The following is a 24,844-nucleotide window of genomic DNA, read 5'->3' on the forward strand; positions in this document are numbered from 1 at the left end:
TGGGAGAAAGCAGCATGGGCGCAGCGCGCGAAGCCGTAGCCGATGATCATCTTGAGCTGGCCGGCCGCAAGGGCGGCAGCAGCAAGCCTAAATCGCCGTATGAGGCCCCGGACAACCTGCAGTCTACGGCTACGGCCAAGATCCTGATCGCGGTGGGCGAGGGCGAGTTCGAGGGCATTCCAACCGCGCAGGACATCTTCCTGGATAACACGCCGCTGGCAGACGCCGCTGGGAACCTCAACTTTCCAGCCGTGCGGTGGGAGTGGCGCCCAGGCTCTGTCGAGCAGAACCACATCCCGGGCATCCCCAACGTCGAGAACGAGACGACGGTAAACGTCGAGCTGCGTTCCGACACGGCGTTCGTGCGTGCGCTGAGCAACACCCAGCTTTCAGCCGTGCGCCTGCGGTTCGCATGGCCAGCGCTGCAGCGGCAGGACAGCGAGGGCAACCTGGGCGGCTATCGAATCGAGTACGCCGTAGACGTGGCCACCGATGGCGGCGCCTACGTCGAGGCGCTGCGCGAAGCGGTCGACGGCAAGACCACCACCCGCTACGAGCGCTCCCGCCGGATTGATCTGCCCAAGGCAGAAAGTGGCTGGCAGCTGCGGGTGCGCCGGCTGACCGCCAACCAGAACAACAACCGTATCGCCGACACCATGATCATTGCTGGCCTGTCTGAGGTCATCGACGCCAAGCTGCGCTACCCGAACACCGCGCTGCTGTTCATCGAGTTCAGCGCAGAGCAGTTCACCAACATTCCTGCGGTGACCGTGAAGTGCAAGGCGCGCAAGTTCCAGGTGCCGAGCAACTACGATCCCCAAACCCGCACCTACAGCGGTGTGTGGGACGGCACCTTCAAGAACGCTTGGACGAACAACCCGGCCTGGATCACCTATGGCCTCTGCGTGAGCGACCGTTTCGGCCTGGGCCGGCGCATCAAACCGTGGATGGTCGACAAGTGGGAGCTGTACCGCATCGCCCAGTACTGCGATCAGCTGGTCGACGATGGCAAGGGCGGGCAGGAGCCGCGCTTCCTTTGCGACCTGAACCTGCAGGCGAAGGCTGAGGCCTGGGTGCTGCTGCGCGACATCGCGGCGATCTACCGCGGCATGACGTACTGGTCGCAGGGCCAGCTCATGAGCCAGGCCGATATGCCGCGGGAGACGGACTTCGACTACGTGTTCACCCGCGGCAATGTCGTCGACGGCAAGTTCACCTATGGCAGCGGCTCTGCGCGCACGCGTTACAGCCGCGCACTTGTCAGCTTCGACAACCCGGACAACAACTACGACACCGACGTGGTGCCCGTCACCGACAAGCGCCTGCAGCGCCGCTATGGTGACCGCCCCGTCGAGCTATCGGCGATCGGCTGCACCCGGCAGAGCGAAGCCCAGCGCCGCGGCAAATGGGTGCTGCTGACCAACACCCAGGACAGAACGGTGAACTTCAAGACCGGCCTGGAGGGGCGCATTCCGCTGCCGGGCTACGTGATTCCGGTGGCTGACTCGCTGCTGGCCGGCCGGGAGATCGGCGGGCGTATCTCGGCGGTCGCTGGCCGGGTGATCACCCTGGATCGGGACACCCAGGTCAAGCCGGGCGATCGGCTGATCCTCAACCTGCCGAGCGGCAAGGCCGAGGGCCGTACCGTGCGCCTCGTTGCCGGCCGCCAGGTCACCGTGACCACCGACTACAGTGAGGCCCCGGCGCCGCAGCTGGTGTGGGCGATCGATGCCGACGACCTTCGCATCCAACTGTACCGGGTGATGAAGGTGGCGCGCGATACCGATGGCAACTACACCATTGACGCGCTGCAGTACGAACCGAGCAAGTTCGACGCGATCGACACCGGCGCCCGGCTGGAAACCCGGCCGATCAGCGTGGTGCCGATCAGCAGCATCGAGGCGCCGGCCAGCGTGGCCATCACGGCGTTCCACAGCCTCGACCAGGGGATCGCCATCAACACGATGACGATCGCCTGGCCAAGCGTGGCGGGCGCCGTGGCGTATGACGTGGAATGGCGCAAGGACTCCGGCAACTGGATCCGCTTGCCGCGCACCGGCGCACTCAGCGTTGACGTGGTCGGCATCTACACCGGCGGTTATGTCGCCCGGGTGCGCGCTGTCAGCGCCTGGGACGTGTCGTCGATCTGGCGCGACTCGATGCTGACCCAACTCGAGGGCAAGACCGGCGCGCCGCCGGCACTGGCCTCGCTGACAACCGCACCGCTGATCTTCGGCATCGGCCTGAAATGGCTGTTCCCGGAGGGCGTCGAGGACACCCAGCGCACCGAAGTGGAGTACGCCAACAACGCCACCGGCCAGAACGCGCTGAAGCTGGGCGACTTCGCCTACCCGCAGAGCGAGCATGAGCTGCATGGCCTGGCCGCCGGTGTGCGCTTCTGGTTCCGCGCTCGGCTGGTAGACCGCACCGGCAACGTCGGTGCCTGGACGGCATGGGTCGACGGCATCAGCAGCACCGATGTCAGCAAGTACGATGAATACTTCGCCGAACGGATCAACAGCTCGGCGTTGGGTCAGCACCTGGCTGAGCGTATCGACCTGATCGACGGTGATGGGCCGGGCTCGGTCAACGACCGCCTCAACGAGGTCCGCGAGGAGCTCGAGCAGCAGATCGGCGATATCGTCGACGCCCTGGCCTATGACCCGGCGCTCACTTACGCAGCCGGTGATACGGTGCGTGGCGGGCCGAATGGTCGCAGGCTGTACCAAGCGATCCAGGCCGTGCCGCTCGATACCGCACCGCCGAACGCAGCCTACTGGCTTGACATCGGGCAGGCGGTAGAGAGTGCCAACGGCCTGGCTCAACAGGTGCAGAAGAACACGGCGGACATCAGCGCCGTGGACGGCAAGGTGCAGGCCCAGGCGAGCACGCTGGAGGTGCTGCGCGCGGCTGCTCGCAGCGATGACGGCACGGGCGACCTGGAGGACGCGCTGCGCGGCTGGAACACGGTCGCGCAGGTGGTCGAGGAAACCAAGGTCAGGGCCACGGAAGACGAGGCGCTGGCACAGCGCATCACCACGCTGGACGCATCGGTGGGGCAGAACTCGGCGAGCATCACCGAGCTGTCGCAGGTTGTGGTCACCGATCGCCAGGCAACGGCCACCCAGCTGACGCAGCTGAAAACCAGTGTCGACGGCAATGTCGCCGCGATCACCCAGGAAGCGACGGCAAGGTCGAGCGCCGATGAGGCGTTGGGCACCCGTATCGACCAGGTGAAGGCGACAGCCGACGGCGCGGCCACCTCGGCACAGCTGACACAGGAACAGCAGGCCCGGGCGAACGCGGACGGTGCGCTCGCGCAGCAGGTCCAGCAGGTGCAGGCGGTGGCCGGCGAAGCGTCGTCGGCGGTGCAAGTCACCGCCAACGCCCTGGCCAAGCTGAATGGCGAGGTTTCCACCATGTGGGCCGTGAAGCTGCAGGTCGGCCAGGGTGGCGTGTACGAGTGGGCGGGCTTCGGTCTGGGCCTTGAAGAGCAGGGTGGCGTCGTGCAGTCGACCTTCGCCATCCGCGCGAACCTGTTCTCGATTCTCAATGCCACGGGTGGCGGTGCGGTTGCGCCGTTCGTTGTGCAGAACGGCCAGACGTTCATCGACAGCGCAATGATTCGGCGCGCCGATATTGAGCGCCTTATCGTTACCGGCGAGCTGAGGTCACCCGACTATGTGGCCGGCTCACGTGGCATCCGCATCAACTTCGTGACCAACGACTTCGAAATCAACAGCCCGCTGGACAACCAGGGGCGCATGACGATTTCGAGTAATCGGCTGGTCGTCTATGACGAAAACAACGTAGACAGGATCACCATCGGGAAACTCGATTGATGCGCAGCCTGATAATAAAAGACCAGTACGGGAAGAAGACCGTGGACTCTAATGAGTTCACGATTACCACGATATTGAACATCGTGGCTTCCTTCCCGGGGGCCTATAACCTGACGGTGGCTCTGCCGGAGTTTGATCCGGCAAGAGGCTTTCTCGTTGTGACCTTTTACAACGGCAACCTGCCGTCTTATATCCCGCTGCCGGAATATCGTGTCGAGGGCAGTTACCCAAATGCCCGGGTGCGTCTCATACGCAAGTATTCCGGCCAAGTTGATCAACCGATGCATATATGGGCGGCACATACCAAATGAGCTATGGGGGGAGGTTTCGCGGTAACTCAGGCCAGGTCGTCATCGATGAGGCGCGCAGCGCGTTATTCGAGATTCACAACGGGACGTATCAGCGTGCTGGGAGCGGCGGCGTAAGTGTTTCATACCCGACGCCGATCACATCTCAGGCGCCTCCGGTAGTGTTCGTGAATCCGAATGGTGCTGGGCATTTCCATTCGTTCAATCATTCCGGCCGGCCAGGTAACTGGACTGGCTGGTCCGCGGTGATCGTCACGAATATGCCGGGCACTGTAGGTGCATCAGGCACTGGCAGATACTCAGCCTGTACCACTGAGCCCAAGCCCTCGGCCGATAAGTGGGGAATGCGGATCAAGAACGCAGGCGCTGAAGTGGTTTACGACAGTGGCTACCGAGTTGCTCGGTTCATTGCCGGCTCGCAGGCCTGGTCGGGCGGCGGTTCAACAGCATGGGGTGGTGCCGGCGGGATCGTGTTCCAGTACCGGTTGCCCTGGGCGCTCCCTGCAACGACTTACCTGATGATCAGCGGCGTTCGTAACGCATGGGATAACGTCAACTTCTCCGACCAGCCCTATATAGGGTTCACGAACTCAAACAAACAGCAGGTGAATTTTAATATTCACTCGTTCGATAACTACCCGCCGGTCAACGTCAACTGGCCAATGGTGGCGGCAAACTTCGAACTCCCAAACTGATTATCCACCAGTCGAGCAGCCCGCTTCTTGCGGGCTTTTTATTGCCCGGAGAAAAACCAATGGTCTGGTACGCAGACGGCTCCATCCAGGTTGCAGCGAATGGCCAGGTGGCCACCGGCACCGGCACCGCATTCCTGAAAAACGTGCGGGCCGGCGACGGCCTCACCATCGCCGGCAGCGCGTCGATGCATGAGGTCACCAACATCGCCAGCGACACCCAGCTCACGTTCTCGCCGCCGTACACCGGTGCCGCAGGATCGGGTAAGCAGTACCGCATCGCGCCGATTCAGGGGTACGTGAAAGAGGCCGCTGATCTGCTGCGGGCGCTGACGCAGAACCTCGGCAGCTTCGCCAACAACGCCAACCTGACCGCGCTGGCCGCGGCCGTTGGCGCTGCGAACAAAGGGCTGATGTTCACTGCCCCGGGGGCTATCGGCACGTTCGATTTGTCGGCGCAGGGGCGGGCGTTTCTCGGTGCTGCGAGCCAGGCGGCGCAACAGTCAGCGCTTGGCCTTGTGCCGACTACGAGTTATTTGGATCAGACTCCCGGCCGGGTTGCAATGCTCGATCCTAACGGGCGGGGATTCCATGGCCTCGGCAACTCTGAGACCGTCCCGATACTTTCCGATTTCAAGGGTCTTAATCGAACCTGCTTTGGGCTGTTTACCACTAGCACTCTTAATGGGCCGCCTGTGGGCAGCAACGGCGGGTTCATGAACATTTACGCCAATGCAGCGGATACTGGGTATCAGGTGATGTTCGCCGGCAGCTATGGGTCTCCTGACCGCTGGGCCTTCGGCAAAAAAACCGGGAATGCTAATCCGGTTTGGGCTGAGGCTTGGCATGAGAAGAATCAGTTGGCAATTGGCACAACTGCCTTGTCCGCGAGAACTGCCCTAGAAATTAACCAAGGGTTGGTGCTTTCTTCGTTAGACTTTAACTCTGGGCTATATATAGTAACGGGTCAATACACTTTACCTAGCGCTGTCGATAGTTCTTTCTCAAACTACCCTCCCGCCTCTCCCGGTTTGTCTAGGGCTTCGCTCCGCGTATATTCAACTGGTGGATACATAACGCAAGAGCTTACGACAATTTACGGTAGAAAGTTCGATAGAGCTTGCGTAGCTGGCTCATGGTCAACGTGGTCAGAGTCTTGGGGTAGTCGTTCTCTGCCTGTTCAGTCTTCTATAACTGACACAACTTCCGGCGCGGCAGTGCTTAACGGTGGTCATGGGCTAGGGGCTTCGGGCATATACAGAAACTCAATATCCGAAGTCAACCTGAGTCGAGGCAGCGAGTTTTTTATTAACTCTGCGGTGCCTGCTTCAAACCCATTCCCCGCACCATACATTTCCGGTATTCACTGCTGCTATGGTTCCCCTGCGAGCGGGTACGCAGTGCAGTTTGTAGGAGGGGTAACAACCCACCGTTATTTTGTGAGGTATCAAACTAACGGAACTTGGGCCGCCGCTGTTGAGCTGTGGCATACAGGCAATCTGACGCCAAACAAATTGGAAGACCGCACCCAGGCCACTTTGCCGACAGCTTCAGCAAACAAAGGCCAGATGTTTAACTGCACTAATACAACAACTCGCGGCGAACGGCCTGTCTATTCAGACGGCAGCGTTTGGCGCAGGCTAGAAGACTCTTCGCTTATTACGGCGGCCTAATCATGAACCAGACTTATATGCACGAACTGCTTTTTATCCTGAATATGGTAGAGGGTGAACATCGCGTAACCGGTGCGCACTTCAAGAACCTCACCCGCATTGACTTAGGTGATGGCGAGGTTTTCGAAAAGATGGGGCCAGTTACTGGTATTGATCTTTCCCAGCCGGGCGAACTGGAGGCTGCACTAGGCCCTTTGAGCGCTGCCATGGTCGGCGAAATCAACCAGCTAAAGCAGCAGCTCAATGAGGCTGTCGAGACCGGTCAAACCCTTGAGAAGACGCTTAACGATCTAGTCACCACGCACAAAGAGTTCATCAGCCAGCTGAGCGCGATGACCGCACGTGCGGCTGACCTAGATCGCGAGCTCGGGCATGTCACGCGCGAGCGCGATGAAGCCCAGGAGCGTGAGCAGGCATTGCAGCAAGCGGCTGAGGCCGTCGAGCAGGATCGCCAGACCCTGCTCGACACCTTGGCGCAGCGCTCCCAACAGATTTCCTCTCTTGAGGCTGAAGTTCAAAAGCTCCGCGCCCAGGAGGCGAATCGCCTGCCAGCTGCGTAAAAGATTTGGCGTCAGCAATCAGGTGTGATATTAGAGTGCCGTCATCAAACGGAGTTTGGCTAGGAGTAGCAAAATGGCGAAGATTGAAGAATCAGATCATTCGGGTAAAGCAGCTGCTGCTGGCGCTGCTGTAGGCGGCGCTGGGGCGGTCGGCGCAGTTGCGGCTGGCGGATCCGTGGCAGGTTTGGGCGCGGCCGGGATCACCTCTGGTCTTGCTGCTGTTGGCAGCGTAGTAGGCGGAGGCATGGCCGCTGGTTTGGCTGTCACTGCAGCTGCGCCACTGGCAGTGGGTGCTGCTGCTTATGGCGCGTATCGTCTCTGGAAAAACAGGGGCTGATACCATGAGTCGATGGAAGAAAACTGGTAAGGCGAGCGCATTAGGTGGCGCTACAGGTGCGGCTGCTTGTGGCAGCGTCGGCCTGCTTTTTGGTCGTGCCGCAGTTTTTGGCGGCGTGCTAGGAGGTATCGGCGCGCCCGCGTTTGTTGCTCTGGCGGTTGTTGGCGCTGTAGCTGGCACGATCGCCGGGGGTGTGAACTCCCTGATTGAAGAAAAGTAACAGTCTGAGCACAGCCGGCGGCGTTAGCTGTCGGCGCTCAATGAAAAAAACCCGCCTCGTGCGGGTTTTTTTATGCCTGGAGAAAACTCAATGGCTCGACTTACAGCTCATGAAGCGGGCGGCGCGAATGTGCTCGCCTTCCTAGATATGCTCGCATGGAGCGAAGGCACCGATCACCCGAATCAGCGCAGCATCGACGACGGCTATGATGTGCTCGTCGGCGGCCAGCTGTTCACCGACTACAGCAAGCACCCGCGCGTGCTTGTGCCGCTGCCGCGCTACGGCATCAAGTCCACCGCCGCCGGCCGCTATCAGTTCCTGGCCCGCACCTGGGACGCCATCGTCGAGAACTACGGCTTTATCGGCCGCTTCATTCCACGTGCCCAGGATCTGGCGGCAGTGAAACTGCTCACGGAGTGCGGCGCGCTTCCGCACATCCAGGCCGGCCGGATCAGCGAGGCCATTGCCGCCGCTGCGCCGATCTGGGCCAGCCTGCCCGGCGCCGGCTATGGCCAGCACGAGCACAAGCTGACCAGCCTGCTGAAGATCTACGCCGACGAACGCGCCGCCGAGCAGTGCGATCAGGGCGACCTGCTGGCCATGTTCACCGCATGCGGTGGGGAGCTGGCGGCATGACCTGGCTGAAGCTGGTGCCAGCCTGGTGCTGGTGGCTGCTCGTCGTCGCTGTTTTCGCCGCTGGCCAGCAGATCCGCGTGGCCGGCCTGCAGACCGAGCTGGATGCCGAGCGCACGGCGTCGACCGAGCAGTACGGAAAGCTGGTGGCCTGCCGCGAGACCCGCGGCAACCTACTTGTGCAGGTCGGCGAACAGAACAGCGCCCTGGCTGATCTGCGCGCCAAGGCCGCTGCTCGAGCGCGGCAGGCCGAGCAGGCCCGGGCCGGCGCCCGGCGAGAATCCGAAGCCGACTATCAGGCGGCGAACAGGCTGCAGCAGGAACGCACCGGCGGCGACGCCTGTGCCGCGGCTACAACCGTGATCGACAAGGAGCTGGGCCTATGAGACTGATCCTGATGGCCGCGCTATTGGCGCTGGCCGGCTGTGCCGCGAAGCCACCGGCAGAGCCTGAACCGCGCATCGTGCGCGTCGAGGTGCCGATTGAGGTGCCGTGTCGCACCAAGGAGGTGGCAGTGCCGCCCTGGGCTGCTGCCGGCCTGAAGGCAGACGACAACCTCGAAGTGAAGGTGAGGGCGTTGCTTGCTGAGCGTCGGCAGCGTATCGGATATGAGCGAGAATTGCGGTCAGCAAACCAAGCCTGCCACTTTTAAGGATACAGGCCTATCTAAACTAACCAAGACCTTGGTGAAAGAGCTAGCCCGCAGCGGCCTTGGTGAAAAATACGATGTTGGATAGGCTAAAAAGCGCTGTTATGCCTAGTATTATTGGGAGCGAGAGTTCAAGCGTAATCCATCTTAGTGACTGCGATCTGGCCATGAATTTCCACCAATTATCGAACCTGTATATGGAGTTTGTGGTTTTATCATTTAGGCCCTGTATGTTCATGTTTTGGAGTGACCTGATTCCGCTCTCGATATTCTGAACAGCGCGCTGATCAATCTCGCCTTGCCTTTCAGCTAGAACGATTTTTATCTTTTCAAGCTCTCGCTGAAAGCTCCTTATATCTTCAATTTTGAAGTAGACCCAGCGCAGCATGCTGAAATTGCGATCTGCCGGCGTCGCATCACTCTCGCTGGCATCCCAGGTGTAAGGGCCTTCCTTTATTCCGCTTAGCCTTATTCTCCACTCATAAAAATAATCAACAGCGCACCATATAAAATGCGCAAGCCAATAGCCTGTTAATAGGAGCAAGATTGCTTTCACAGTCCAGTCGTCTAGGCCGCTAATGCTAAATCCATTCGTATTGAAATTGGATGTTATTTTTACGTCAGCGTAAATCATTACAAGTGCCAGTGTGCTAACAGCTAGGCAGTTTCTTCTCACCTTTCCTACGTAGTCGCTGAACTCAGGGATGAATGGCTCTGTCATCGAGGCCTTAAGCTCGGCTTCACGTCGGTCTTCCGTTTTTGAATTGGAAAAGAAGTTCATAACTATTCCCTGTAGTGTATGTGTCGGCTCATTTTATTAAGCGCTTATATAGTTGGATCTGAGTCCGCATCGAGCAGCATCGCTCCCTGATTCTTCACGTTCCCTACGGCTTTGCCAACTGGGTACCACTCGAACGCATCCACGGGGGTGTCATGGTCCCTGGCCAGATCTTCAGCGCGCTCCGGCATTAGTCCCGGCTCCAACCATTCTCTTGCCACATCTGGCGGCAGAACGACAGGCCGGCGGTCGTGGATGTCGACCATCCCCTGATCACTGGCTGCGGTAATGATGGCAAAGCCGCCAACGCCATCCTCTCCGTCCTGCGGCACGTCGGCGATGCCGGCGAAGAACGCAGGGGCCCCGCCTTTCAACCGGATGAAGTACGGCTGCTTGATCTTGGGATTGTCCGGGTCTTTCTTCCATTCATACCAGCCGTCCGCCGGAATGATCACGCGCCCCTTCTTCCAGATCGCGCCCCAGAACCGACTGGTGGCGGCAGTCTCGATCCGTGCATTGATCGCCGGTGGACGCTTGCCGTCTGCCCAATGCGGCGCGTAGCCCCAGCGAACGGGCAGGGCATAGATACCCAATTCGTCTTGATGAAACAGCGTCACCCGGCTTTGTGGAGCCACGTTGTAGCGCTCCAGGGGTTGGTTTGCCCAATCCCCATCAAGCAGGCCCAGCTGCAGAGCCTTCGCGTACTCGTCAACGGTTCGGTACTGAGTGAATCGTCCGCACATGGAACTCTCCGGTCGTCAGATGGCCATCATCAGTCTTTGACCGCGTCCGACCCGATTTGGTATCTGTATATGCATACAGTACTATTCTCAGGTCTCTCTTATGGGCAATGCAACCATCCTCGGCCCAGTCGGCAGCTCGTCTTCTGAGCTGCCTTTTTTTTCCTACCGGGTGCCGGCCGGCTTCCCCAGCCCGGCGCAGGATCACCTCGAGCAAAAAATATCCCTCGATGAGCTTCTGGGCATCCACGCGCCCCAGACCTACCTGGTGCGTGTGGACGGTGACAGCATGACCGGGGTGGGCATCTTCGACGGCGACGTGGTGGTGGTCGACAAGTCACTTGACGCCGCGTCGGGTAACGTTGTGATTGGCGCGGTGAACGGTGAGCCGGTGCTGAAAACCTACATACGGCGGGGGCAGCAGGTGATCCTGCAGTCCGAAAACCCGAAGTACCCGCCGCGGTACATCCTCGAGGGCGACGAGTTCGAGGTGTGGGGCGTGGTCACTAGCGGCCTGCGGCGGTTTCGTTGCCATGGCTGAGCATGTGGTAGCGCTGATCGACTGCAACTCCTTCTACTGCAGCTGTGAACGAGTGTTCCGGCCCGACCTGCGCCGTGTGCCGCTGGTCGTGCTCAGCAACAACGACGGCTGTGTGATCGCCAGGTCGGCCGATGCCAAGCCGTTCGTGAAGATGGGCGCGCCGTATTTCCAGATCAAGAACGAACTTCGCCGGCATGGCATTCTGCCGTTCAGCAGCAACTATGCGCTGTACGGCGATATGAGCGAGCGCGTGATGACGGTGATTGAGGGCATGGTGCCGGCGGTAGAGGTGTACAGCATCGATGAAGCCTTCGCCGACCTGACCGGCATGCCAGGTGACCTCGAGCAGCTCGGCCGTGAGATCCGTGCCCGGGTGCTCAAGTGGACGGGTATCCCTACTGGCGTAGGGATCGCCGGAACGAAGACCTTGGCAAAGCTGGCCAACCACGCTGCGAAGAAGTGGCAGACGCGGACGGGTGGGGTGGTCGACCTGCGCGATCCGGTGCGCCGCGACAAGGTACTCAAGGTGCTGCCGGTGAGCGATGTGTGGGGCGTTGGCCGGCGCATGACGGCGCACCTCAACGCCCAGGGCATCAAGACCGCGTGGGATCTGGCCCAGGCAGACGCCTGGACGCTGCGTAAGCAGTTCAGCGTAGTGATCGAAAAGACCGCCCGCGAGCTGCGCGGCACACCATGCCTGACGCTGGATGAGGCGGCGCCGCCGAAGAAGGAGATCTGTTCCAGCCGGATGTTCGGCAAACGCCTGCAGGACATAGAGTCGATCCGCCAGGCCGTGGCGACCTATACGGCCACCGCGTGTGAGAAGCTGCGGGCGCAGCAGTCCGTATGCCGTCAGATCCGTGTAGGTGTGCGCACTGGCATGCATAACCCCGAGGAAGCGAAGTACGCGAAGGGCGTTGCGCTGCAGCTGCCCTGGGCGACTGACGACACCCGCATGATCACCCACTACGCCATGCATGCCCTGGAGCAGGCCTATCGGCCCAGCTACTCGTACAGCAAGGCCGAGGTAATGCTGCTCGATATCTGTCAGCGTACCGAGATCACCGGTGACCTATTCGCACCCCAGCAGTCAGTCGAGTCGACCCGGGTGATGGCGGTGCTGGACGAGATCAACGCCAAGTGGGGAAGGGGCACGCTACGGCCAGGCCGGGTGGAGCTTCGGCCGGAATGGGGAATGCAGCGTGAGATGCTCAGCCAGAGCTATACGACTCGGCTAGATCAGTTATGGCAGGTGGGGAGCCGCTGACGCAGAACGCGGTGCGGTGGTGCCCAGGGACGGGCGAGAAGGGCGGCTTTTTAGGGAAAAATGCGTTCCAAAACTCAGAGTAGGCCCCGCATGGCTCTAGGCCTGTAGAGGTGCGAATTCTGTTCAGTTTCGGAACGCGGACGACCCTCTAGCCCGCGTGGCGCCTGAGCTTGCTTATCGGATTGCAAATCCGTGAACGCCGGTTCGATTCCGACCTCAGCCTCCAAACTAGAAGCCCCGTAGTTACTGACTACGGGGCTTTTTTATGCGTGCAGGGAAAGTGGGGCAGAGGGCGTGTTTTCGGCCCCGCCCCAAGCCTTTGCGGTTCGAGGGCTTGATTTAGGTGTGAGGAGGTTGCGGTTCTATCGCGACGCAGCGCGCTGGCCTTGTCTACCGGGAGCTTCACCGGATAGGTGCAGCTCCACCCGCAATATCCATTCCGGCAGTTCCGCGTTCCTGATTTCTCAGAAAACCTTCAGGCTCGCTTCAAACCGCTTTCGACCTTGGATAGCTGGTCAGGTAGCGCGAGAGCTCGTCCCGACCCGGTGCACGGTGCGGCGCGCCGGGGCCGTCATTGGGGATGTAGAACTTGTCGGAGCGGGGGTGCTTTTCCTGGGCCAGGGAAACGGTTTGCAGCGATACCCAAGGCAGCACGATTGCGCCATCCTCGAAGCCATAGCAGCTGGAAAGCGATGCAAGGTGAATGGTCTTCTGCTTGCCCCCTGGCAGGGTAAGGGTCGCCTGGCGCTCATTGAATAGACGGCGGGCGAATACTGGGCCGAGGAGCTTTTCGATATGCTCGTTGAGGCTGCTGATAATTCCCGGTACCAGCATGATCTCGTCATGTTTTTTCATGGCCAGATCGAGAACGCGGGAAAACTCTTGCAGGCAGGCGCCGTATTTCAGGGTGTGGTGCATCATTTGTCGGTGTGTCCTTACGGTGTGTGGCTCCTCGGTAATAGGGTAGTCCTCCCTGAGCTTTCTTGGAAGCTTCGAGCGATTCGCCGGCACAACAATCCGACGATCAGACTCTGGTTAGGCAGTCAGTGGGGCCCTCCACAGATGCCTGGCCGGGCTCGATAGCCAGAAATGAAAAGCCCCGAGAACTCGGGGCTTTGATTGGCTCTGACCTCCACGCTATGCGCAGTCAGCGCGTGCCGGTCTTGAGGCCATCGAGGTAGTCGATGTTGGCTTCCTGGGCTTTCTTGCCCGGCTTGGCTGCAGTCTGCAGTTCGCTTTTCAGCTTCGCTTCCAACGCATCGATCAGCAGCGTCTGCCTTGCCTGGCCTTCCAGGTGGGCTTCGATAGCCCGGATGATCTCGGTGTTCATGCTGGTGTAGTTGTCATTGGCCAGATCTTCGATGCGCTTGCGCATTCCGTCAGGCAGACGGACGACAAACTTGTCCGCGGTGCGGGCATTGAAAATGGGTTTGCTCACGATTGGTTCCTCCATATCGAGTAGTACTAGCTATTTGATAGTGTCTGGGACGATAGTTCAGTCGAGCGGACGATTGGTATGGGAAATGAGGCGCCGAATGGGTTACGTGCCCCGCCGCGAACCTGCTTCTTCCAGCCCATGTAAACGGAATGATTATACGCCCTGTAATGTGGCATAGTGATATTGCCTGTCAACTCGGGCCCGGCATGGAAGTCCGGTAGCGTGATGCATGCATCACTATCTGAACAAAGGAGAAGGAGCTCACATGACTGTTCACATGCCATTGCTGAAAATCGCCACTGACCTCGGCCTCAGCGAGAGCCTGCTTTCGAGCTGGATCACCCACTGGCGACCTTATCCGGATGGCAGCGGTTACCGGGTGTTCTTCAAGGTCGAAACGCCGCTCGACATCCGCCAACTGCTGCCGCGCATCACACCGACCAATATGCTGATCGTCCTCGCCCGGTAACCGGTGAGTTCAGGGCGAGATCGGGTCGCTGGCCGGAAAGGTTTCCTCCAGTGCGTTCTCCATTCGCGAGGCTTCAGTCAACTTGTCGGCCTCCGCTCCGGTAGCTGCGCTAGGCCGGCGTGGCTGCTGCTCGCCGGAGACATCGCGCGGCGGCTCCAGCAGGCCTTTAAGCTGGCAGTGCCCGGTCAGCCCGCGCTTGGCAATCATGGCCGAGGCGGCGATCTTCAGCAGGCCGCCCACGCCGCCCTGCCTGAAGCCGCTCACCATGCCCATCGTGCCCACGGCCAGCGAGAGCAGGCGTTCGGTACCCTCTACGTTTTGCGTATGCATGTTTCACCTCATCGGCTGTCGGTAATGCCCGCTTGGGGCGATGAAAGTAGGGAGAGGGCGGAGGCTCGGGAGGTTCACCACGACTTACCAGTGGTCACTTGCCGCGTGGTTAAACCCCAGCCGATGGACGGGACAAAATGTCCCATGCCGGATTTTGCGCGACAGCTAGACTGCAACTCGTCATCAACGTGAGGAAGGAGTTTCCAGGATGATGTCCATTCTCGAGCAGCGTCATATAGTCGAATGTGCCTTTCTGCCCCTGGCGTGCAATTGCTCCATCGATGGCAGTGAGTCGGTGACGATTCAGATCAAGGATCCAGTCACCGCCCAGGTCTACCTAAGCGTCACGGGAATTCCCCGCGCCGAACTGTCCACCTCCCGGCAGATCTCGCAGTTGGTGATGCAGCTTCGTCAGGATCTGCGCACCCTGAATTCCGGAACGGCCAGACGGCAAGCCTGAACGGCTCGAGCAGAGAGAGGGAACTGCCTGCCCCGGGGTGGGGCCTCAGTTAGCAACACTGACCTGAGGAGGGCGACGATATGGATGGTGGCAAATTCGATGGCTACGACCTGGAGCGTTTCAACGCCTTGCTGGCGGAGGAGCTCGGCCTGAGCGAGGACGAGCTGCAAACCTGGATGCAGGAAGAGCGTGAGCGTGTCGACGAGAATGGCCAGTTGATCGGGCATGCGGTGATATTCAAGCCAGACATGCCCTTTGACCTGCGCGCACGGGTAAGAGGCATGGCCGGGGACCATGTGGCCCACACCGGCATCATCCCCCTGGATGCCTGAATGTCGGGCCGCAAGCGGCAAAAAGCCTGAACTCTGCGGCTTGGCCGGGCCTCCAAAGACCGTCAACCACTGTTATGGAGCATTCGCCAATGGCACGTAAAACTTCGCTTGAGAGCGGCCTGGATCAGTTTCAACAGGAAAGCGCCAAGGAACTGAAGAAGCTTCTCGATCAAGCCAGCAAGGCGCTGGGTGATGCCGAGTCGTTTTCCGGCGACAAGGCCCATGAAGCTCGTGAGAAGGTCATCGCGCTGCTGAACGAGGCCAAGGGTACGATCACCGAAAAAAGCCGTGAGGCTGTCGAACTGGGCCGTGAAACCATCGGCAATGCCCAGGATCGCATCGAGAGCAACCCGTGGACGTCGGTAGCGGTCGCGTCCGGGTTCGGCCTGCTGATCGGCCTGCTGGTCGGCCGTAGCAGCAAGTAATCGGCAAGGCCGGGCGCATCCCATGCGCCCGGCCGCAACCGATGCCGTTGCGCTGCCGTATCGGCAAGCTCACCGCAAGAACCTCGTAGATCACTGATTTACGAGGTTTTTTATTGCGTGCTTTAAACTTGCGGGGTTGCCTGGGGGTGTATATAGTCCTGCCCTCGCACATTTCGCCGCCCCGATGGTGAAATTGGTAAACACAGCAGACTTAAAATCTGCCGGCCGCAAGGCCTTGCCGGTTCGATTCCGGCTCGGGGCACCAATGAAATCAATGCGTTGCGAACACCACGCTGAATCCCTTCCGTTCCGCAATTCCTGACCTGTTCCGCAATCATCGCGTTGGCGATACCTTTTCCCCTTTCTGTGGCGAACGTAGTGCTCGGTCATCACGACAGTGGTGTGCCCAAGCTGATCACGTGCCTGCATGATGTCGCCGCTCAGTTCCGCCTTGTCGGTGCCAGCCTTGGTACGAAGATCCCATAGCTGAAAATCTGCCTTAAGGATCCCCGCCGTTTTTCTGGCTTCGTCCGACCGGGAGCGCAGCATCGTGGGGCGGCCCTGCGCTGTCACAACGAACTTCGTCGACTGAACCCTTTGTCCCGCTTTCATGACATTAGGGCCTTTTCCCAGCTTGGCTTGGCGCCAGCGCAGATACTGACGAACGTGCTGGGGCTGGATGAACTCGAGGAGCCCAGGCCGACGGCTCAGCCTGCTTCTTATGTGAGGGAGGAGATTCGCGGCGATGACACACGGTCAGCCCTACAGCCCGAGCCTCCATGCCGTCTTGCAGAAGGGCGGTGGTATGCGGCGGGGCATGAGGAGCGAGAGTTTCACCACGCGGCCACATCAGTTGTGGAGGAGAAGAACAAATATTACCTGAGCCAAAGACGCTAGCCTTTCGAAAGGATTTAATTTGGTATGCTTCTATGAAGCTCCGGAATTCCAATCATTATCTTTTCTTTCAGCAAGGCTTTGCTCGTGGCTCCATCTCCCCCAGTTAGCTTCCTCTTCTTGGTAAGTTTTAGCACACACCAATCTCGAGCGAATTCGATCGACATCAAATTGTGTTAGAGAGAAAATATATCTATCAGCATGCTCAATAATTACCTTTTTTAACTGATGGTAGAAAGGTGTGGTGACTGTTGTTCCCCTTAGGAAAGGTTTGTTTCCAATAGAGGTGTAAAGTAGATGTTTTGGGCTGAGCGGCAGCAGAATATCACCATTTTTGTTTCCCCAGCCACCATTGAAGTTGTAATTTTCGGGGCTTTGGTAATTCAGCTTTATTAAAGGGTCGTCGGATGTCGGCCAAGATAATCCATCAGGCGCGTGCAAGATTGTCCAGTGGTATTTAGGAAGTTTTTGGATCGTCTCAGTTAAAAGATGCTTCATTTGCCAAATCCACATTCTTCTGCCAACAGTGGCCTCTGCTGAAATACGCCCGGTACCGTCCGATTGCTTTTCAAGTGACAGTCGTATCGGCAGATAATTACTAGGAGTATGCTTAAGCAGACGTGAGGTTGAATTGAGGGTTGAGGTCGGAAGGTTGCCTTGCGCTGCTAATCGTTCCAGTCGCTTAGTCGAGCTTTCAAGGGTGTCGTTGAGAACCTTTGGAAGTGTTTCATTCTGGCGTTTGATAAAGGATCTAAGTTTGGCAGGAGTTCGCACATCCTGTGCTAGCGCGAATCGCTCAAGACGTTTCCAGTGATCTGGAGTCATTCGACCCTCTTCGACAACTAACTGAATCGCCTCTTGGGCTGGTTGCTCGAATTCTTTGTCCATCCAGTGCTCGAACTCATCAGTAGGATCTTGGTCGGTAAGGTATGTATATAGATTTTGGTGGAATGCGATTCCTTTAATAGATAGGTTTTTCCATAAGGGCATATTTTCATGCGGTACTAGCAATCGGTAAGTTGGGATTTTTCCGTCGGTTGCCCACTGTTTCAAATAAAGCTTTGGGACGTAATGGTTGTCCGCACGCAATTGTTTTTTGGCCACAGCGCAATCCTTGAAAATATTTCAGATAGTTATGCATTTTTTTGAATGAACAGCGGCCGCGAAGAGGGTAGGCTGCATTTTTATAATCCCTATCTACCGTCTCGTTAGATGTTTTTCTTGTTGCGATGAAGTCGAGCCAGGCGTCGTTATCGATTCAGTTCGTCGACCGTGCATCTTAGGCTGGGCGCGTTGCGCTAGACTCAGGAGAGGTAGTATTGTTTGCCTACTGGCTGTTCCGCAATAAATACAGAAAATTGGCTAAGCCCTTGGTAGGCCTGAAACTGGCAGTAAACTTAAAATCTGCCGGCCGCAAGGCCTTGCCGGTTCGATTCCGGCTCGGGGCACCATTCCAGGCGTCGGCCCATGTGCAGCCCACGCATCGTTCTCACTCGATAGTTTCCATGGCCGTGCCCGCTCGGCAGATTGGTGAAGCATGGACAGCGCCCTCACTGCTTTTCCCGAATTCTTGCTTGCCGACTGCAGGCTGCGATGCGTTCGTACCGACGATATCCAGCAGGTCTATGCCGGGCTTTCTGATCCGCAGGTGATCGCCCATTACGGCGTGTCCTATTCGAGCCTGGCCGCTACCCGCGAGCAGATGCAGTGGTATGAACAGGTGCTGGCAGATGAGGCGGGAATCTGGTGGGCACTGGCGGATAACGACGATGTATTGGTCGGCGCCTGTGGTTTCAATGACTGGCACCATGAGCATCAGCGCATCGACATGGGCTACTGGTTACTGCCAGCTTACTGGCGGCGTGGCCTGTTGCAGCAGGCATTGCCGTGCATCCTGCGGCATGCCTTGCAGGTCATGGGCGTGCACCGTATCCACCTCGATATCGAGCCGGAAAACGTCGCGAGCTGGCGACTGGCCGAGAAACTCGGTTTCAGGCGCGAAGGCACCTTGCGCGACGTCGAATACAAGGACGGGCGGTATCTCAGCCTCCATCAATACAGCCTGCTCGCCAGCGACCAGGCGGCGCTCGCACTGCTTGCCGGCTCACCGGCACTGATTGCTGAGCGTTAGTGGCCCGTATAGCTGAACGCCGTTTTCTCGTGAGAGAAAACGGCGCAGGTAGTTGAGGCGTTTACAGCAATTGATCAGGCTTCGAGCTGTTTGGCCGTTTCCACGCCGGATGCACTGAGCTTGATAGGGTAGTGGATAGACAATTCACCATCACTTTCCGACAGGGCGCCATCGTGAATCAGCCCGTTTTGCTGCAGGTGCTTGAGCATATCGGCAACCGCGTGCTCGCCACGGAAGTTGTCCAGCACCTCTTTGCCGAGACCGGCAGGGTGAGCGTGGAGCAGACGAGTGAGAACTTCTTTCTTCAGGTCATTGTCGATGGACATGCGAACCTCGCGTTGCAGTGGGTTTCATCTGTTGTGACTGCCTGCTGCGGTAAACGTTTGAGCGGTTTGCATTGCTCCCGTTGTAAGCCTTGTGCGTCCTGCTAGACTGCTGCGGCGTCGATAACCCTCTCTCATTCAGGGACTTCCATGATCAAGAAATGCTTGTTTCCTGCCGCTGGCTACGGCACTCGTTTTCTCCCGGCAACCAAGGCCATGCCCAAGGAAATGCTGCCAATCGTGAACAAGCCGTTGATCCAGTACGGTGTGGAGGAAGCGCTGTCCGCCGGGCTTACCGAAATCGCCATGGTGACCGGTCGCGGCAAGCGTTCGCTGGAAGACCACTTCGACATCAGTTACGAGCTGGAAGAGCAGATCCGCAATACCGACAAGGAAAAGTACCTGGTCGGTATTCGCCGCCTGATCGACAACTGCACCTTCTCCTACACCCGCCAGGTGGAAATGAAGGGCCTGGGCCACGCCATCCTCAGCGGCCGCCCGCTGATCGGCGACGAGCCGTTCGCCGTGGTGCTGGCCGACGACCTGTGCCTGAACCTGGACGGCGACAGCGTGCTGACCCAGATGGTCAAGCTGTACAACCAGTTCCGCTGCTCGATCGTGGCGGTGCAGGAAGTACCGACGGATGAGATCCACAAGTACGGCGTGATTGCCGGCGAGATGATCCGCGACGACATCTTCCGGGTGAACAGCATGGTCGAGAAGCCCAAGGCCGAAGATGCACCGTCGAACCTGGCGATCATCGGCCGCTACATCCTGACCCCGGATATCTTCGAGCTGATCGAGAACACCGAGCCGGGCAAGGGTGGTGAGATCCAGATTACCGACGCACTGATGAAGCAGGCCCAGGACGGTTGCGTGCTGGCTTACAAGTTCAAGGGGCAGCGTTTCGACTGCGGCGGCGCCGAGGGTTATATCGAGGCAACCAACTTCTGCTTCGAGCACCTGTACAAGACGGGCAGAGGCTGAGCCGTCTGCGCATTTGATAAAACCGCCCTCGGGCGGTTTTTTTATGCCTGCGATGCTGCAGCAGGTTCATGACGATGCTCAGTTGGCGTTGATGGGTGTCGCCCCGGGCCCTAGCGGCTGGCCATAGCTGAATTCGATCTGATGGCCAGCCGGATCACGCACGCCGCAGTAATAGCCCACCGGATAAGGCTCGTCGCGTTGTGCCCAGAGCAGGCAGCCAGCCGCACGGGCCTTGGCGACTACGGCGTCGACCTCGTCGCGGCTCTGCAGGGCGAAGCCGAAGTGGCTGTAGTCGTTGGCCGCCAACTGACGCGGCTCGCCGCCGGGCATGATGACGAAGATGAACTCGCCCTCACGGCCCGGCTCGGCCATCCACACGATCTGCGAGCCCTTGCCAGGCCGGCGGTGGATGACCCGCATGCCGCAGAAGTCTTCGTAGAAGGCGATGCAGGCCTGCAGGTCCGGCACGTGCAGGGCAAGGTGGGTAAGCATTGGGCGCATGGCGGTGCTCCTCTGTTAAGCCTCTAGACCCATCAGGCCGCCGACAAGTTTGCGCCATGTGCCAGGCGGGCAGGGCGCTGTGTTTGCGGTATGCTCTGCGTCTGTTCAGGAGGCTGTTATGACCTACGATTTCGATCTGTTTGTAATCGGTGCCGGCTCCGGTGGCGTGCGTGCGGCGCGCTTCTCGGCCGGCTATGGCGCCCGGGTTGCCGTGGCGGAAAGCCGTTATCTGGGCGGTACCTGCGTTAACGTCGGCTGCGTGCCGAAAAAGCTGCTGGTCTACGGCGCCCAGTTCGCCGACGAGTTCGAGCAGGCCGAAGGCTTCGGCTGGACGCCCGGCCAGGCCAGTTTCAGCTGGCCGACGCTGATCGCCAACAAGAACCGCGAAATCGAGCGCCTCAATGGTATCTACCGCAAGCTGCTGGTGGGCAGCGGCGTGACCCTGCTCGAGGGCCATGCGCGCCTGCTCGACGAGCACCGGGTGGAAGTCGACGGCAAGACCTACAGCGCCGAGCGCATTCTGATCGCCACCGGCGGCTGGCCGCATATTCCGGAGATCCCGGGGCATGAGCACGCCATCAACTCCAACCAGGCGTTCTTCCTGGAAGAGCTACCCAAGCGCGTGCTGGTGGTGGGCGGCGGTTATATCGCCGTGGAGTTCGCCTCGATCTTCAACGGCCTCGGTGCGCAGACCTCGCTGCTGTACCGCGGTGAGCTGTTCCTGCGTGGCTTCGACAGTTCCCTGCGCACCCACCTGCATGAAGAGTTGGGCAAGCGTGGCCTGGATGTGCAGTTCAATACCGACATCGCGCGCATCGACAAGCAGGCCGACGGCAGCCTCCAAGCCACCCTCAAGGATGGCCGCACGCTGCAGGCCGACTGCATCTTCTACGCCACCGGTCGCCGCCCGATGCTCGATAACCTGGGCCTGGAAAACACATCGGTCAGCCTGGACGACAAGGGCTATATCAAGGTCGATGACGAGTACCAGACCAGCGCGCCGTCGATCCTCGCCATCGGCGACGTGATCGGCCGCGTACAGCTGACGCCCGTGGCCCTGGCCGAAGGCATGGCGGTGGCCCGCCGGCTGTTCAAGCCGGAGGAGTACCGCAAGGTCGATTACCGGATGATTCCCACGGCGGTGTTCAGCCTGCCCAATATCGGTACCGTTGGCCTTAGCGAGGAGCAGGCCCGTGAGGCGGGGCATGCGGTGAAGGTCTTCGAGAGCCGCTTCCGGCCGATGAAGCTGACCCTGACCGAAAGCGACGAGCGCACGCTGATGAAGCTGGTGGTCGATGCCAAGACCGACCGGGTGCTGGGCTGCCATATGGTCGGGCCCGATGCCGGCGAGATCGTCCAGGGGCTGGCGGTCGCGCTCAAGGCCGGGGCCACCAAGCAGGTGTTCGACGAGACCATCGGCGTGCACCCCAGCGCCGCCGAAGAGTTCGTGACCCTGCGTACGCCGGTGAACTGACTTGTCGATGAACCAGCTGTTCTACCTGGCGGATCTGTTCGGGGTGGCGGTGTTCGCCATCACCGGCGCACTGATGGCCGGGCGCAAGTCCATGGACCTGTTCGGCGTGCTGGTGATCTCCATCATCACCGCCCTGGGCGGCGGCACCCTGCGCGACGTGATCCTGGATAACCACCCGGTCAGCTGGATCCGCAACGACACCTACATCCTGGTCGCCACCCTGGCGGCGCTGGGCACGGTGATCTGGGTGCGCATGACCCGGCCGATCCACGAAAAGGGCCTGCTGATCGCCGACGCCTTCGGGCTGTCGGTGTTCACCGTGATCGGCACCGAGGTCGCCCTGCAGTACGCCATGCCCTCCAGTACGGCGGTGATCATGGGCGTCATGACCGGGGTTGCCGGCGGCGTGATGCGCGACGTGATCTGCAACGAGATTCCGCTGATCTTCAAGAAGGAGATCTACGCCACCGCCTGCCTGGCCGGCGCGGTGACCTTCGTGCTGCTGCGCATGCTGGAAACCCCGCACTGGCTGGATACCGGCGTGGCCATGCTGGTGGTGCTGGCCATCCGCCTGGCCGCCATTCGCTGGCGTTTTTCGTTACCCCGGTTCCACTTGCTGGACCGCGACTGAACACCATCGCCTGACCGCTCGGTCTCGCGACTCACGCTGCTCGCCAAGGATGGTTCGATGCGCCGCTTGCTCCTGTGTCTTTGCCTGATCTGCTCGAACGTCACCGCTCAGGAGCTGGTCAACGACGTGACCGGCCTCAACCCTGTGGTGGTGGCGCGGGTGGTCGCGCCGCGCAGCGAACAGCAGGTCGTCGATGCGCTGCGCAGTTACCCGGGCCCGGTGAGCATTGGCGGCGGGCGTTACAGCATGGGCGGGCAGACCGCTGCAGATGGCGCACTGCAGCTGGACATGCGCAGCCTGGATAAGGTGCTCGAGTTCTCCCCGGAGCGCCGCGAGATTCGCGTACAGAGCGGCATCACCTGGCGCGCGATACTCGAATACATCGACCCCTACGACCTGTCGCCGCAGATCATGCAGTCCTACGCCAACTTCACGGTGGGCGGCTCGTTGTCGGTCAACGTGCATGGCCGCTATGTGGGTGAGGGGCCCATCGTGGGGTCGGTAAAGGCCATCCGCGTGGTGCTCGCCGATGGCCAGGTGGTCGATGCCACCCCGAGCCACAATGCCGCGCTGTTTTACGGCGTGATCGGCGGCTACGGTGGCCTCGGGGTGATTGTCGAAGCGACGCTGGGCCTGGTCGAGAACACCCGTATCGCCAGGGAGAGCCAGGTCATGGCGCTGCAAGACTATCGGCCGTGGTTCTACCGCGAGGTAGCCTCCCAGCCCGATATGCTGATGCACAACGGCATTCTCTACCCCGATGATTTTTCCACGGTGCGTGCGGTTTCCTATCGGCGCAGCGACGCTGCGCTGACCGCAACGGAGCGACTGAGCCCAGCGCAGCAAGGCAGCCATCTGCAGCGCGCGGGGATTCGCCTGAGCGAATCCTCTTCGGGCATCAAGCTGCGCGAGGCGGCACTCGATCCGCTGCTGTATCGTAGCCCCAGGGTGCAATGGCGCAACCACGAGGCCAGCCTCGATGTCAGCGAGCTGGAGCCGATATCCGGGGCGGATTTCAGTTATGTGCTGCAGGAGTACTTCGTGCCGCCGGCGCAGCTGGAACGGTTCGTTGGTGAACTGGCACGGCTGACTCATCAGCATCGGGCCACGCTGATCAACGTTTCCATTCGCCATGCCAAGGCCGATCCGCTCACGTTGCTGAGCTGGGCGCCGGAGGAGGTCTTCGCCCTGGTGCTGTATTACCGCCAGGGCTCGTCGCCGCTGGAGCGGGAGCGGGCGGCGGCCTGGACGCGTGAGCTGATTGCCGCCGCATTGCGCTGTGGCGGTCGGCATTACCTGCCGTATCAGCTTCACGCCAGCGGCGCGCAGTTTCTCCAGGGTTACCCACGGGCCGCGGAGTACTTCGCGCTCAAGCGCCAGCTGGATCCCGGCAACCGCTTTCGCAATCGGTTGTGGGATGCCTATTACCAGCCCTGATCAGTGACGCGCGGATGGGTCGCCCAGGAACTTGCTGAGAAATTGCTGGGTGCGCGCCTGCTTGGGCGCGCTGAACAGCTCGCGCGCATCGCCCTGTTCGACGATCACGCCACCGTCGATGAAGATCGCCCGGTTGGCCACGTCACGGGCGAAACTCATCTCGTGGGTGACGATCACCAGGGTGCGGTTTTCTTCGGCCAGGGCGCGGATGGTCGCCAGCACTTCACCCACCAGTTCCGGGTCCAGTGCCGAGGTCGGTTCGTCGAACAGGATCACATCCGGCTCCATGGCCAGCGCCCGGGCGATTGCAACGCGCTGCTGCTGGCCGCCGGACAGGCGCTTGGGGTAGGCGTCTTCCTTGCCGGCCAGGCCCACCTTGGCCAGCAGTTGCCGGCCCAGTGCGACTGCCGCATCTCGCGGCTGCTTCTTGACCACCACCGGGCCTTCGATGACGTTTTCCAGCGCGCTGCGGTGGGGGAACAGGTTGAAGTTCTGGAACACGAAACCGACCTGCTGGCGCAGCTTGCGAATCAGCCCCTGTTGCTGGCCGATCGGCTTGCCGGCATCGATCTCGATCTCGCCGACGCGGATGCTGCCGCCGTCAGGGGTTTCCAGCAGGTTCAGGCAGCGCAGCAGGGTGGTCTTGCCCGAGCCGCTGGGGCCGATGATGGCGACGACCTCGCCAGCGGCGATATCCAGGTCGATACCCTTGAGTACGCTCTGGCCCTTGAAGGATTTGCTCAGGTTGCGAACGGTGATCATGCTTGAGGCC

Annotated in this window: 29 protein-coding genes and 2 tRNA genes; 22 read left to right on the forward strand and 9 right to left on the reverse strand. The window is 60.0% G+C overall.

The annotated features are described in order from the left end of the window. Positions 1-14 precede the first annotated feature (14 nt). The 9 genes from QYS36_RS19245 to QYS36_RS19285 all read left to right on the forward strand — a co-directional run bounded on the left by QYS36_RS19245 (position 15) and on the right by QYS36_RS19285 (position 8,917). Entirely contained in the window at positions 15-3,842 is a 3,828-nt protein-coding gene (locus QYS36_RS19245) for a DUF1983 domain-containing protein (RefSeq protein WP_308840984.1), read from the forward strand. Next, entirely contained in the window at positions 3,842-4,153 is a 312-nt protein-coding gene (locus tag QYS36_RS19250) for a hypothetical protein (RefSeq protein WP_308840985.1), read from the forward strand. Before QYS36_RS19245 ends, QYS36_RS19250 begins: the two co-directional genes overlap by 1 nt. Further along, a complete protein-coding gene (locus tag QYS36_RS19255) occupies positions 4,132-4,845 on the forward strand; it encodes a hypothetical protein (protein ID WP_308840986.1) in 714 nt (237 codons plus the stop codon). Before QYS36_RS19250 ends, QYS36_RS19255 begins: the two co-directional genes overlap by 22 nt. Positions 4,846-4,904: 59 nt before the next feature. After that, positions 4,905-6,515 carry a pyocin knob domain-containing protein gene (locus QYS36_RS19260; RefSeq protein ID WP_308840987.1) on the forward strand — a complete coding sequence of 537 codons (1,611 nt, stop codon included), beginning with the start codon at positions 4,905-4,907 and terminating at the stop codon, positions 6,513-6,515. A gap of 2 nt (positions 6,516-6,517) precedes the next feature. Next, positions 6,518-7,075: a hypothetical protein gene (locus tag QYS36_RS19265; protein ID WP_308840988.1), complete on the forward strand. Its 558-nt coding sequence runs from the start codon at positions 6,518-6,520 to the stop codon at positions 7,073-7,075. Positions 7,076-7,377: 302 nt separating this feature from the next. After that, entirely contained in the window at positions 7,378-7,632 is a 255-nt protein-coding gene (locus QYS36_RS19270; protein ID WP_308840989.1) for a hypothetical protein, read from the forward strand. A gap of 90 nt (positions 7,633-7,722) precedes the next feature. Further along, complete coding sequence (locus QYS36_RS19275) at positions 7,723-8,268, forward strand: glycoside hydrolase family 104 protein (protein WP_308840990.1); 546 nt, start codon at positions 7,723-7,725, stop codon at positions 8,266-8,268. Further along, positions 8,265-8,651, forward strand: coding sequence for a hypothetical protein (locus QYS36_RS19280; RefSeq protein WP_308840991.1), 387 nt, complete (start codon positions 8,265-8,267; stop codon positions 8,649-8,651). Before QYS36_RS19275 ends, QYS36_RS19280 begins: the two co-directional genes overlap by 4 nt. After that, positions 8,648-8,917 carry a hypothetical protein gene (locus QYS36_RS19285; RefSeq protein WP_308840992.1) on the forward strand — a complete coding sequence of 90 codons (270 nt, stop codon included), beginning with the start codon at positions 8,648-8,650 and terminating at the stop codon, positions 8,915-8,917. Before QYS36_RS19280 ends, QYS36_RS19285 begins: the two co-directional genes overlap by 4 nt. Before the next feature lie 43 nt (positions 8,918-8,960). Here the strand turns inward: QYS36_RS19285 and QYS36_RS19290 are convergent, their stop codons facing one another. Then, positions 8,961-9,695: a hypothetical protein gene (locus tag QYS36_RS19290; RefSeq protein WP_308840993.1), complete on the reverse strand. Its 735-nt coding sequence runs from the start codon at positions 9,693-9,695 to the stop codon at positions 8,961-8,963. Positions 9,696-9,739: 44 nt separating this feature from the next. Further along, positions 9,740-10,435 carry an SOS response-associated peptidase family protein gene (locus QYS36_RS19295; protein ID WP_308840994.1) on the reverse strand — a complete coding sequence of 232 codons (696 nt, stop codon included), beginning with the start codon at positions 10,433-10,435 and terminating at the stop codon, positions 9,740-9,742. Positions 10,436-10,535: 100 nt separating this feature from the next. Between QYS36_RS19295 and QYS36_RS19300 the strand changes: the two genes are divergently transcribed. Both QYS36_RS19300 and QYS36_RS19305 read left to right on the forward strand, forming a co-directional pair. Then, on the forward strand, positions 10,536-10,973 hold the full coding sequence (locus tag QYS36_RS19300) for a translesion error-prone DNA polymerase V autoproteolytic subunit (RefSeq protein ID WP_308840995.1): 438 nt from the start codon (positions 10,536-10,538) through the stop codon (positions 10,971-10,973). Then, the gene (locus tag QYS36_RS19305) at positions 10,966-12,240 is read left to right on the forward strand and encodes a Y-family DNA polymerase (RefSeq protein WP_308840996.1); all 1,275 of its coding nucleotides are present in this window, start codon (positions 10,966-10,968) and stop codon (positions 12,238-12,240) included. The genes QYS36_RS19300 and QYS36_RS19305 overlap by 8 nt, the downstream gene beginning before the upstream one ends. Positions 12,241-12,726: 486 nt before the next feature. Here QYS36_RS19305 and QYS36_RS19310 read toward each other — a convergent pair whose 3' ends face one another. Next, a complete protein-coding gene (locus tag QYS36_RS19310) occupies positions 12,727-13,161 on the reverse strand; it encodes a hypothetical protein (protein ID WP_308840997.1) in 435 nt (144 codons plus the stop codon). Positions 13,162-13,387: 226 nt separating this feature from the next. Continuing rightward, positions 13,388-13,678 carry an Arc family DNA-binding protein gene (locus tag QYS36_RS19315; protein ID WP_013791523.1) on the reverse strand — a complete coding sequence of 97 codons (291 nt, stop codon included), beginning with the start codon at positions 13,676-13,678 and terminating at the stop codon, positions 13,388-13,390. Positions 13,679-13,943: 265 nt separating this feature from the next. On the opposite strand from QYS36_RS19315, the gene QYS36_RS19320 reads away from it, so the two are divergent. Then, the gene (locus tag QYS36_RS19320; RefSeq protein ID WP_308840998.1) at positions 13,944-14,147 is read left to right on the forward strand and encodes a hypothetical protein; all 204 of its coding nucleotides are present in this window, start codon (positions 13,944-13,946) and stop codon (positions 14,145-14,147) included. Positions 14,148-14,156: 9 nt separating this feature from the next. On the opposite strand, the gene QYS36_RS19325 is transcribed toward QYS36_RS19320, so the two are convergent. After that, positions 14,157-14,477, reverse strand: a complete 321-nt coding sequence (locus QYS36_RS19325; RefSeq protein WP_308840999.1) for a DUF2892 domain-containing protein — start codon at positions 14,475-14,477, stop codon at positions 14,157-14,159. Between the two features lie 208 nt (positions 14,478-14,685). On the opposite strand from QYS36_RS19325, the gene QYS36_RS19330 reads away from it, so the two are divergent. The 4 genes from QYS36_RS19330 (at position 14,686) to QYS36_RS19345 (ending at position 15,959) form a co-directional block, all read left to right on the forward strand. Then, complete coding sequence (locus QYS36_RS19330; RefSeq protein ID WP_308841000.1) at positions 14,686-14,937, forward strand: DUF1652 domain-containing protein; 252 nt, start codon at positions 14,686-14,688, stop codon at positions 14,935-14,937. A gap of 80 nt (positions 14,938-15,017) precedes the next feature. After that, positions 15,018-15,269, forward strand: coding sequence for a hypothetical protein (locus QYS36_RS19335; protein WP_192426265.1), 252 nt, complete (start codon positions 15,018-15,020; stop codon positions 15,267-15,269). An 89-nt stretch (positions 15,270-15,358) separates the two neighbouring features. Next, entirely contained in the window at positions 15,359-15,694 is a 336-nt protein-coding gene (locus tag QYS36_RS19340; RefSeq protein ID WP_308841001.1) for a hypothetical protein, read from the forward strand. Positions 15,695-15,872: 178 nt separating this feature from the next. Continuing rightward, positions 15,873-15,959, forward strand: a tRNA-Leu gene (locus QYS36_RS19345). A gap of 662 nt (positions 15,960-16,621) precedes the next feature. On the opposite strand, the gene QYS36_RS19350 is transcribed toward QYS36_RS19345, so the two are convergent. Beyond that, positions 16,622-17,692: a DUF4238 domain-containing protein gene (locus QYS36_RS19350; protein ID WP_308841002.1), complete on the reverse strand. Its 1,071-nt coding sequence runs from the start codon at positions 17,690-17,692 to the stop codon at positions 16,622-16,624. Positions 17,693-17,954: 262 nt separating this feature from the next. Between QYS36_RS19350 and QYS36_RS19355 the strand changes: the two genes are divergently transcribed. Both QYS36_RS19355 and QYS36_RS19360 read left to right on the forward strand, forming a co-directional pair. After that, a tRNA-OTHER gene (locus tag QYS36_RS19355) sits at positions 17,955-18,039 on the forward strand. A gap of 86 nt (positions 18,040-18,125) precedes the next feature. Further along, entirely contained in the window at positions 18,126-18,719 is a 594-nt protein-coding gene (locus QYS36_RS19360; RefSeq protein WP_308841003.1) for a GNAT family protein, read from the forward strand. Positions 18,720-18,793: 74 nt separating this feature from the next. On the opposite strand, the gene QYS36_RS19365 is transcribed toward QYS36_RS19360, so the two are convergent. After that, complete coding sequence (locus QYS36_RS19365; protein ID WP_308841395.1) at positions 18,794-19,039, reverse strand: hypothetical protein; 246 nt, start codon at positions 19,037-19,039, stop codon at positions 18,794-18,796. A 153-nt stretch (positions 19,040-19,192) separates the two neighbouring features. Between QYS36_RS19365 and galU the strand changes: the two genes are divergently transcribed. Continuing rightward, a complete protein-coding gene (gene galU, locus QYS36_RS19370; protein WP_308841004.1) occupies positions 19,193-20,029 on the forward strand; it encodes a UTP--glucose-1-phosphate uridylyltransferase GalU in 837 nt (278 codons plus the stop codon). A 78-nt stretch (positions 20,030-20,107) separates the two neighbouring features. On the opposite strand, the gene QYS36_RS19375 is transcribed toward galU, so the two are convergent. Beyond that, complete coding sequence (locus QYS36_RS19375; protein WP_308841005.1) at positions 20,108-20,530, reverse strand: VOC family protein; 423 nt, start codon at positions 20,528-20,530, stop codon at positions 20,108-20,110. A gap of 118 nt (positions 20,531-20,648) precedes the next feature. Between QYS36_RS19375 and gorA the strand changes: the two genes are divergently transcribed. The 3 genes from gorA to QYS36_RS19390 are packed head-to-tail and all read left to right on the forward strand — an operon-like array spanning position 20,649 to position 24,072. Next, on the forward strand, positions 20,649-22,004 hold the full coding sequence (gene gorA, locus QYS36_RS19380) for a glutathione-disulfide reductase (RefSeq protein WP_308841006.1): 1,356 nt from the start codon (positions 20,649-20,651) through the stop codon (positions 22,002-22,004). A 7-nt stretch (positions 22,005-22,011) separates the two neighbouring features. Continuing rightward, on the forward strand, positions 22,012-22,635 hold the full coding sequence (locus QYS36_RS19385; protein WP_308841007.1) for a trimeric intracellular cation channel family protein: 624 nt from the start codon (positions 22,012-22,014) through the stop codon (positions 22,633-22,635). Positions 22,636-22,692: 57 nt separating this feature from the next. Next, positions 22,693-24,072 (forward strand): FAD-binding oxidoreductase, encoded by a 1,380-nt coding sequence (locus QYS36_RS19390; RefSeq protein WP_308841008.1) that lies wholly within the window; start codon positions 22,693-22,695, stop codon positions 24,070-24,072. On the opposite strand, the gene tcyN is transcribed toward QYS36_RS19390, so the two are convergent. Further along, entirely contained in the window at positions 24,073-24,834 is a 762-nt protein-coding gene (gene tcyN, locus QYS36_RS19395) for an L-cystine ABC transporter ATP-binding protein TcyN (protein ID WP_308841009.1), read from the reverse strand. Between the last annotated feature and the right edge of the window lie 10 nt (positions 24,835-24,844).

It is taken from the genome of Pseudomonas sp. G34, assembly GCF_031119625.1.
GTDB lineage: Bacteria > Pseudomonadota > Gammaproteobacteria > Pseudomonadales > Pseudomonadaceae > Aquipseudomonas.

Excerpts from the sequence above, each read along its gene's own strand:
- QYS36_RS19290 (WP_308840993.1), bottom strand. The coding sequence starts at position 9,695 with ATGAACTTCTTTTCCAATTCAAAAACGGAAGACCGACGTGAAGCCGAG.
- QYS36_RS19285 (WP_308840992.1), top strand. The coding sequence starts at position 8,648 with ATGAGACTGATCCTGATGGCCGCGCTATTGGCGCTGGCCGGCTGTGCC.
- QYS36_RS19295 (WP_308840994.1), bottom strand. The coding sequence starts at position 10,435 with ATGTGCGGACGATTCACTCAGTACCGAACCGTTGACGAGTACGCGAAG.
- QYS36_RS19390 (WP_308841008.1), top strand. The coding sequence starts at position 22,693 with ATGCGCCGCTTGCTCCTGTGTCTTTGCCTGATCTGCTCGAACGTCACC.
- QYS36_RS19280 (WP_308840991.1), top strand. The coding sequence starts at position 8,265 with ATGACCTGGCTGAAGCTGGTGCCAGCCTGGTGCTGGTGGCTGCTCGTC.
- galU (WP_308841004.1), top strand. The coding sequence starts at position 19,193 with ATGATCAAGAAATGCTTGTTTCCTGCCGCTGGCTACGGCACTCGTTTT.
- QYS36_RS19375 (WP_308841005.1), bottom strand. The coding sequence starts at position 20,530 with ATGCGCCCAATGCTTACCCACCTTGCCCTGCACGTGCCGGACCTGCAG.
- QYS36_RS19275 (WP_308840990.1), top strand. The coding sequence starts at position 7,723 with ATGGCTCGACTTACAGCTCATGAAGCGGGCGGCGCGAATGTGCTCGCC.
- QYS36_RS19300 (WP_308840995.1), top strand. The coding sequence starts at position 10,536 with ATGGGCAATGCAACCATCCTCGGCCCAGTCGGCAGCTCGTCTTCTGAG.
- QYS36_RS19335 (WP_192426265.1), top strand. The coding sequence starts at position 15,018 with ATGGATGGTGGCAAATTCGATGGCTACGACCTGGAGCGTTTCAACGCC.
- QYS36_RS19320 (WP_308840998.1), top strand. The coding sequence starts at position 13,944 with ATGACTGTTCACATGCCATTGCTGAAAATCGCCACTGACCTCGGCCTC.
- QYS36_RS19245 (WP_308840984.1), top strand. The coding sequence starts at position 15 with ATGGGCGCAGCGCGCGAAGCCGTAGCCGATGATCATCTTGAGCTGGCC.
- QYS36_RS19270 (WP_308840989.1), top strand. The coding sequence starts at position 7,378 with ATGGCGCGTATCGTCTCTGGAAAAACAGGGGCTGATACCATGAGTCGA.
- QYS36_RS19330 (WP_308841000.1), top strand. The coding sequence starts at position 14,686 with ATGATGTCCATTCTCGAGCAGCGTCATATAGTCGAATGTGCCTTTCTG.
- QYS36_RS19340 (WP_308841001.1), top strand. The coding sequence starts at position 15,359 with ATGGCACGTAAAACTTCGCTTGAGAGCGGCCTGGATCAGTTTCAACAG.
- QYS36_RS19255 (WP_308840986.1), top strand. The coding sequence starts at position 4,132 with ATGGGCGGCACATACCAAATGAGCTATGGGGGGAGGTTTCGCGGTAAC.
- gorA (WP_308841006.1), top strand. The coding sequence starts at position 20,649 with ATGACCTACGATTTCGATCTGTTTGTAATCGGTGCCGGCTCCGGTGGC.
- tcyN (WP_308841009.1), bottom strand. The coding sequence starts at position 24,834 with ATGATCACCGTTCGCAACCTGAGCAAATCCTTCAAGGGCCAGAGCGTA.
- QYS36_RS19385 (WP_308841007.1), top strand. The coding sequence starts at position 22,012 with ATGAACCAGCTGTTCTACCTGGCGGATCTGTTCGGGGTGGCGGTGTTC.
- QYS36_RS19360 (WP_308841003.1), top strand. The coding sequence starts at position 18,126 with ATGGACAGCGCCCTCACTGCTTTTCCCGAATTCTTGCTTGCCGACTGC.
- QYS36_RS19325 (WP_308840999.1), bottom strand. The coding sequence starts at position 14,477 with ATGCATACGCAAAACGTAGAGGGTACCGAACGCCTGCTCTCGCTGGCC.
- QYS36_RS19260 (WP_308840987.1), top strand. The coding sequence starts at position 4,905 with ATGGTCTGGTACGCAGACGGCTCCATCCAGGTTGCAGCGAATGGCCAG.
- QYS36_RS19305 (WP_308840996.1), top strand. The coding sequence starts at position 10,966 with ATGGCTGAGCATGTGGTAGCGCTGATCGACTGCAACTCCTTCTACTGC.
- QYS36_RS19265 (WP_308840988.1), top strand. The coding sequence starts at position 6,518 with ATGAACCAGACTTATATGCACGAACTGCTTTTTATCCTGAATATGGTA.
- QYS36_RS19250 (WP_308840985.1), top strand. The coding sequence starts at position 3,842 with ATGCGCAGCCTGATAATAAAAGACCAGTACGGGAAGAAGACCGTGGAC.
- QYS36_RS19310 (WP_308840997.1), bottom strand. The coding sequence starts at position 13,161 with ATGATGCACCACACCCTGAAATACGGCGCCTGCCTGCAAGAGTTTTCC.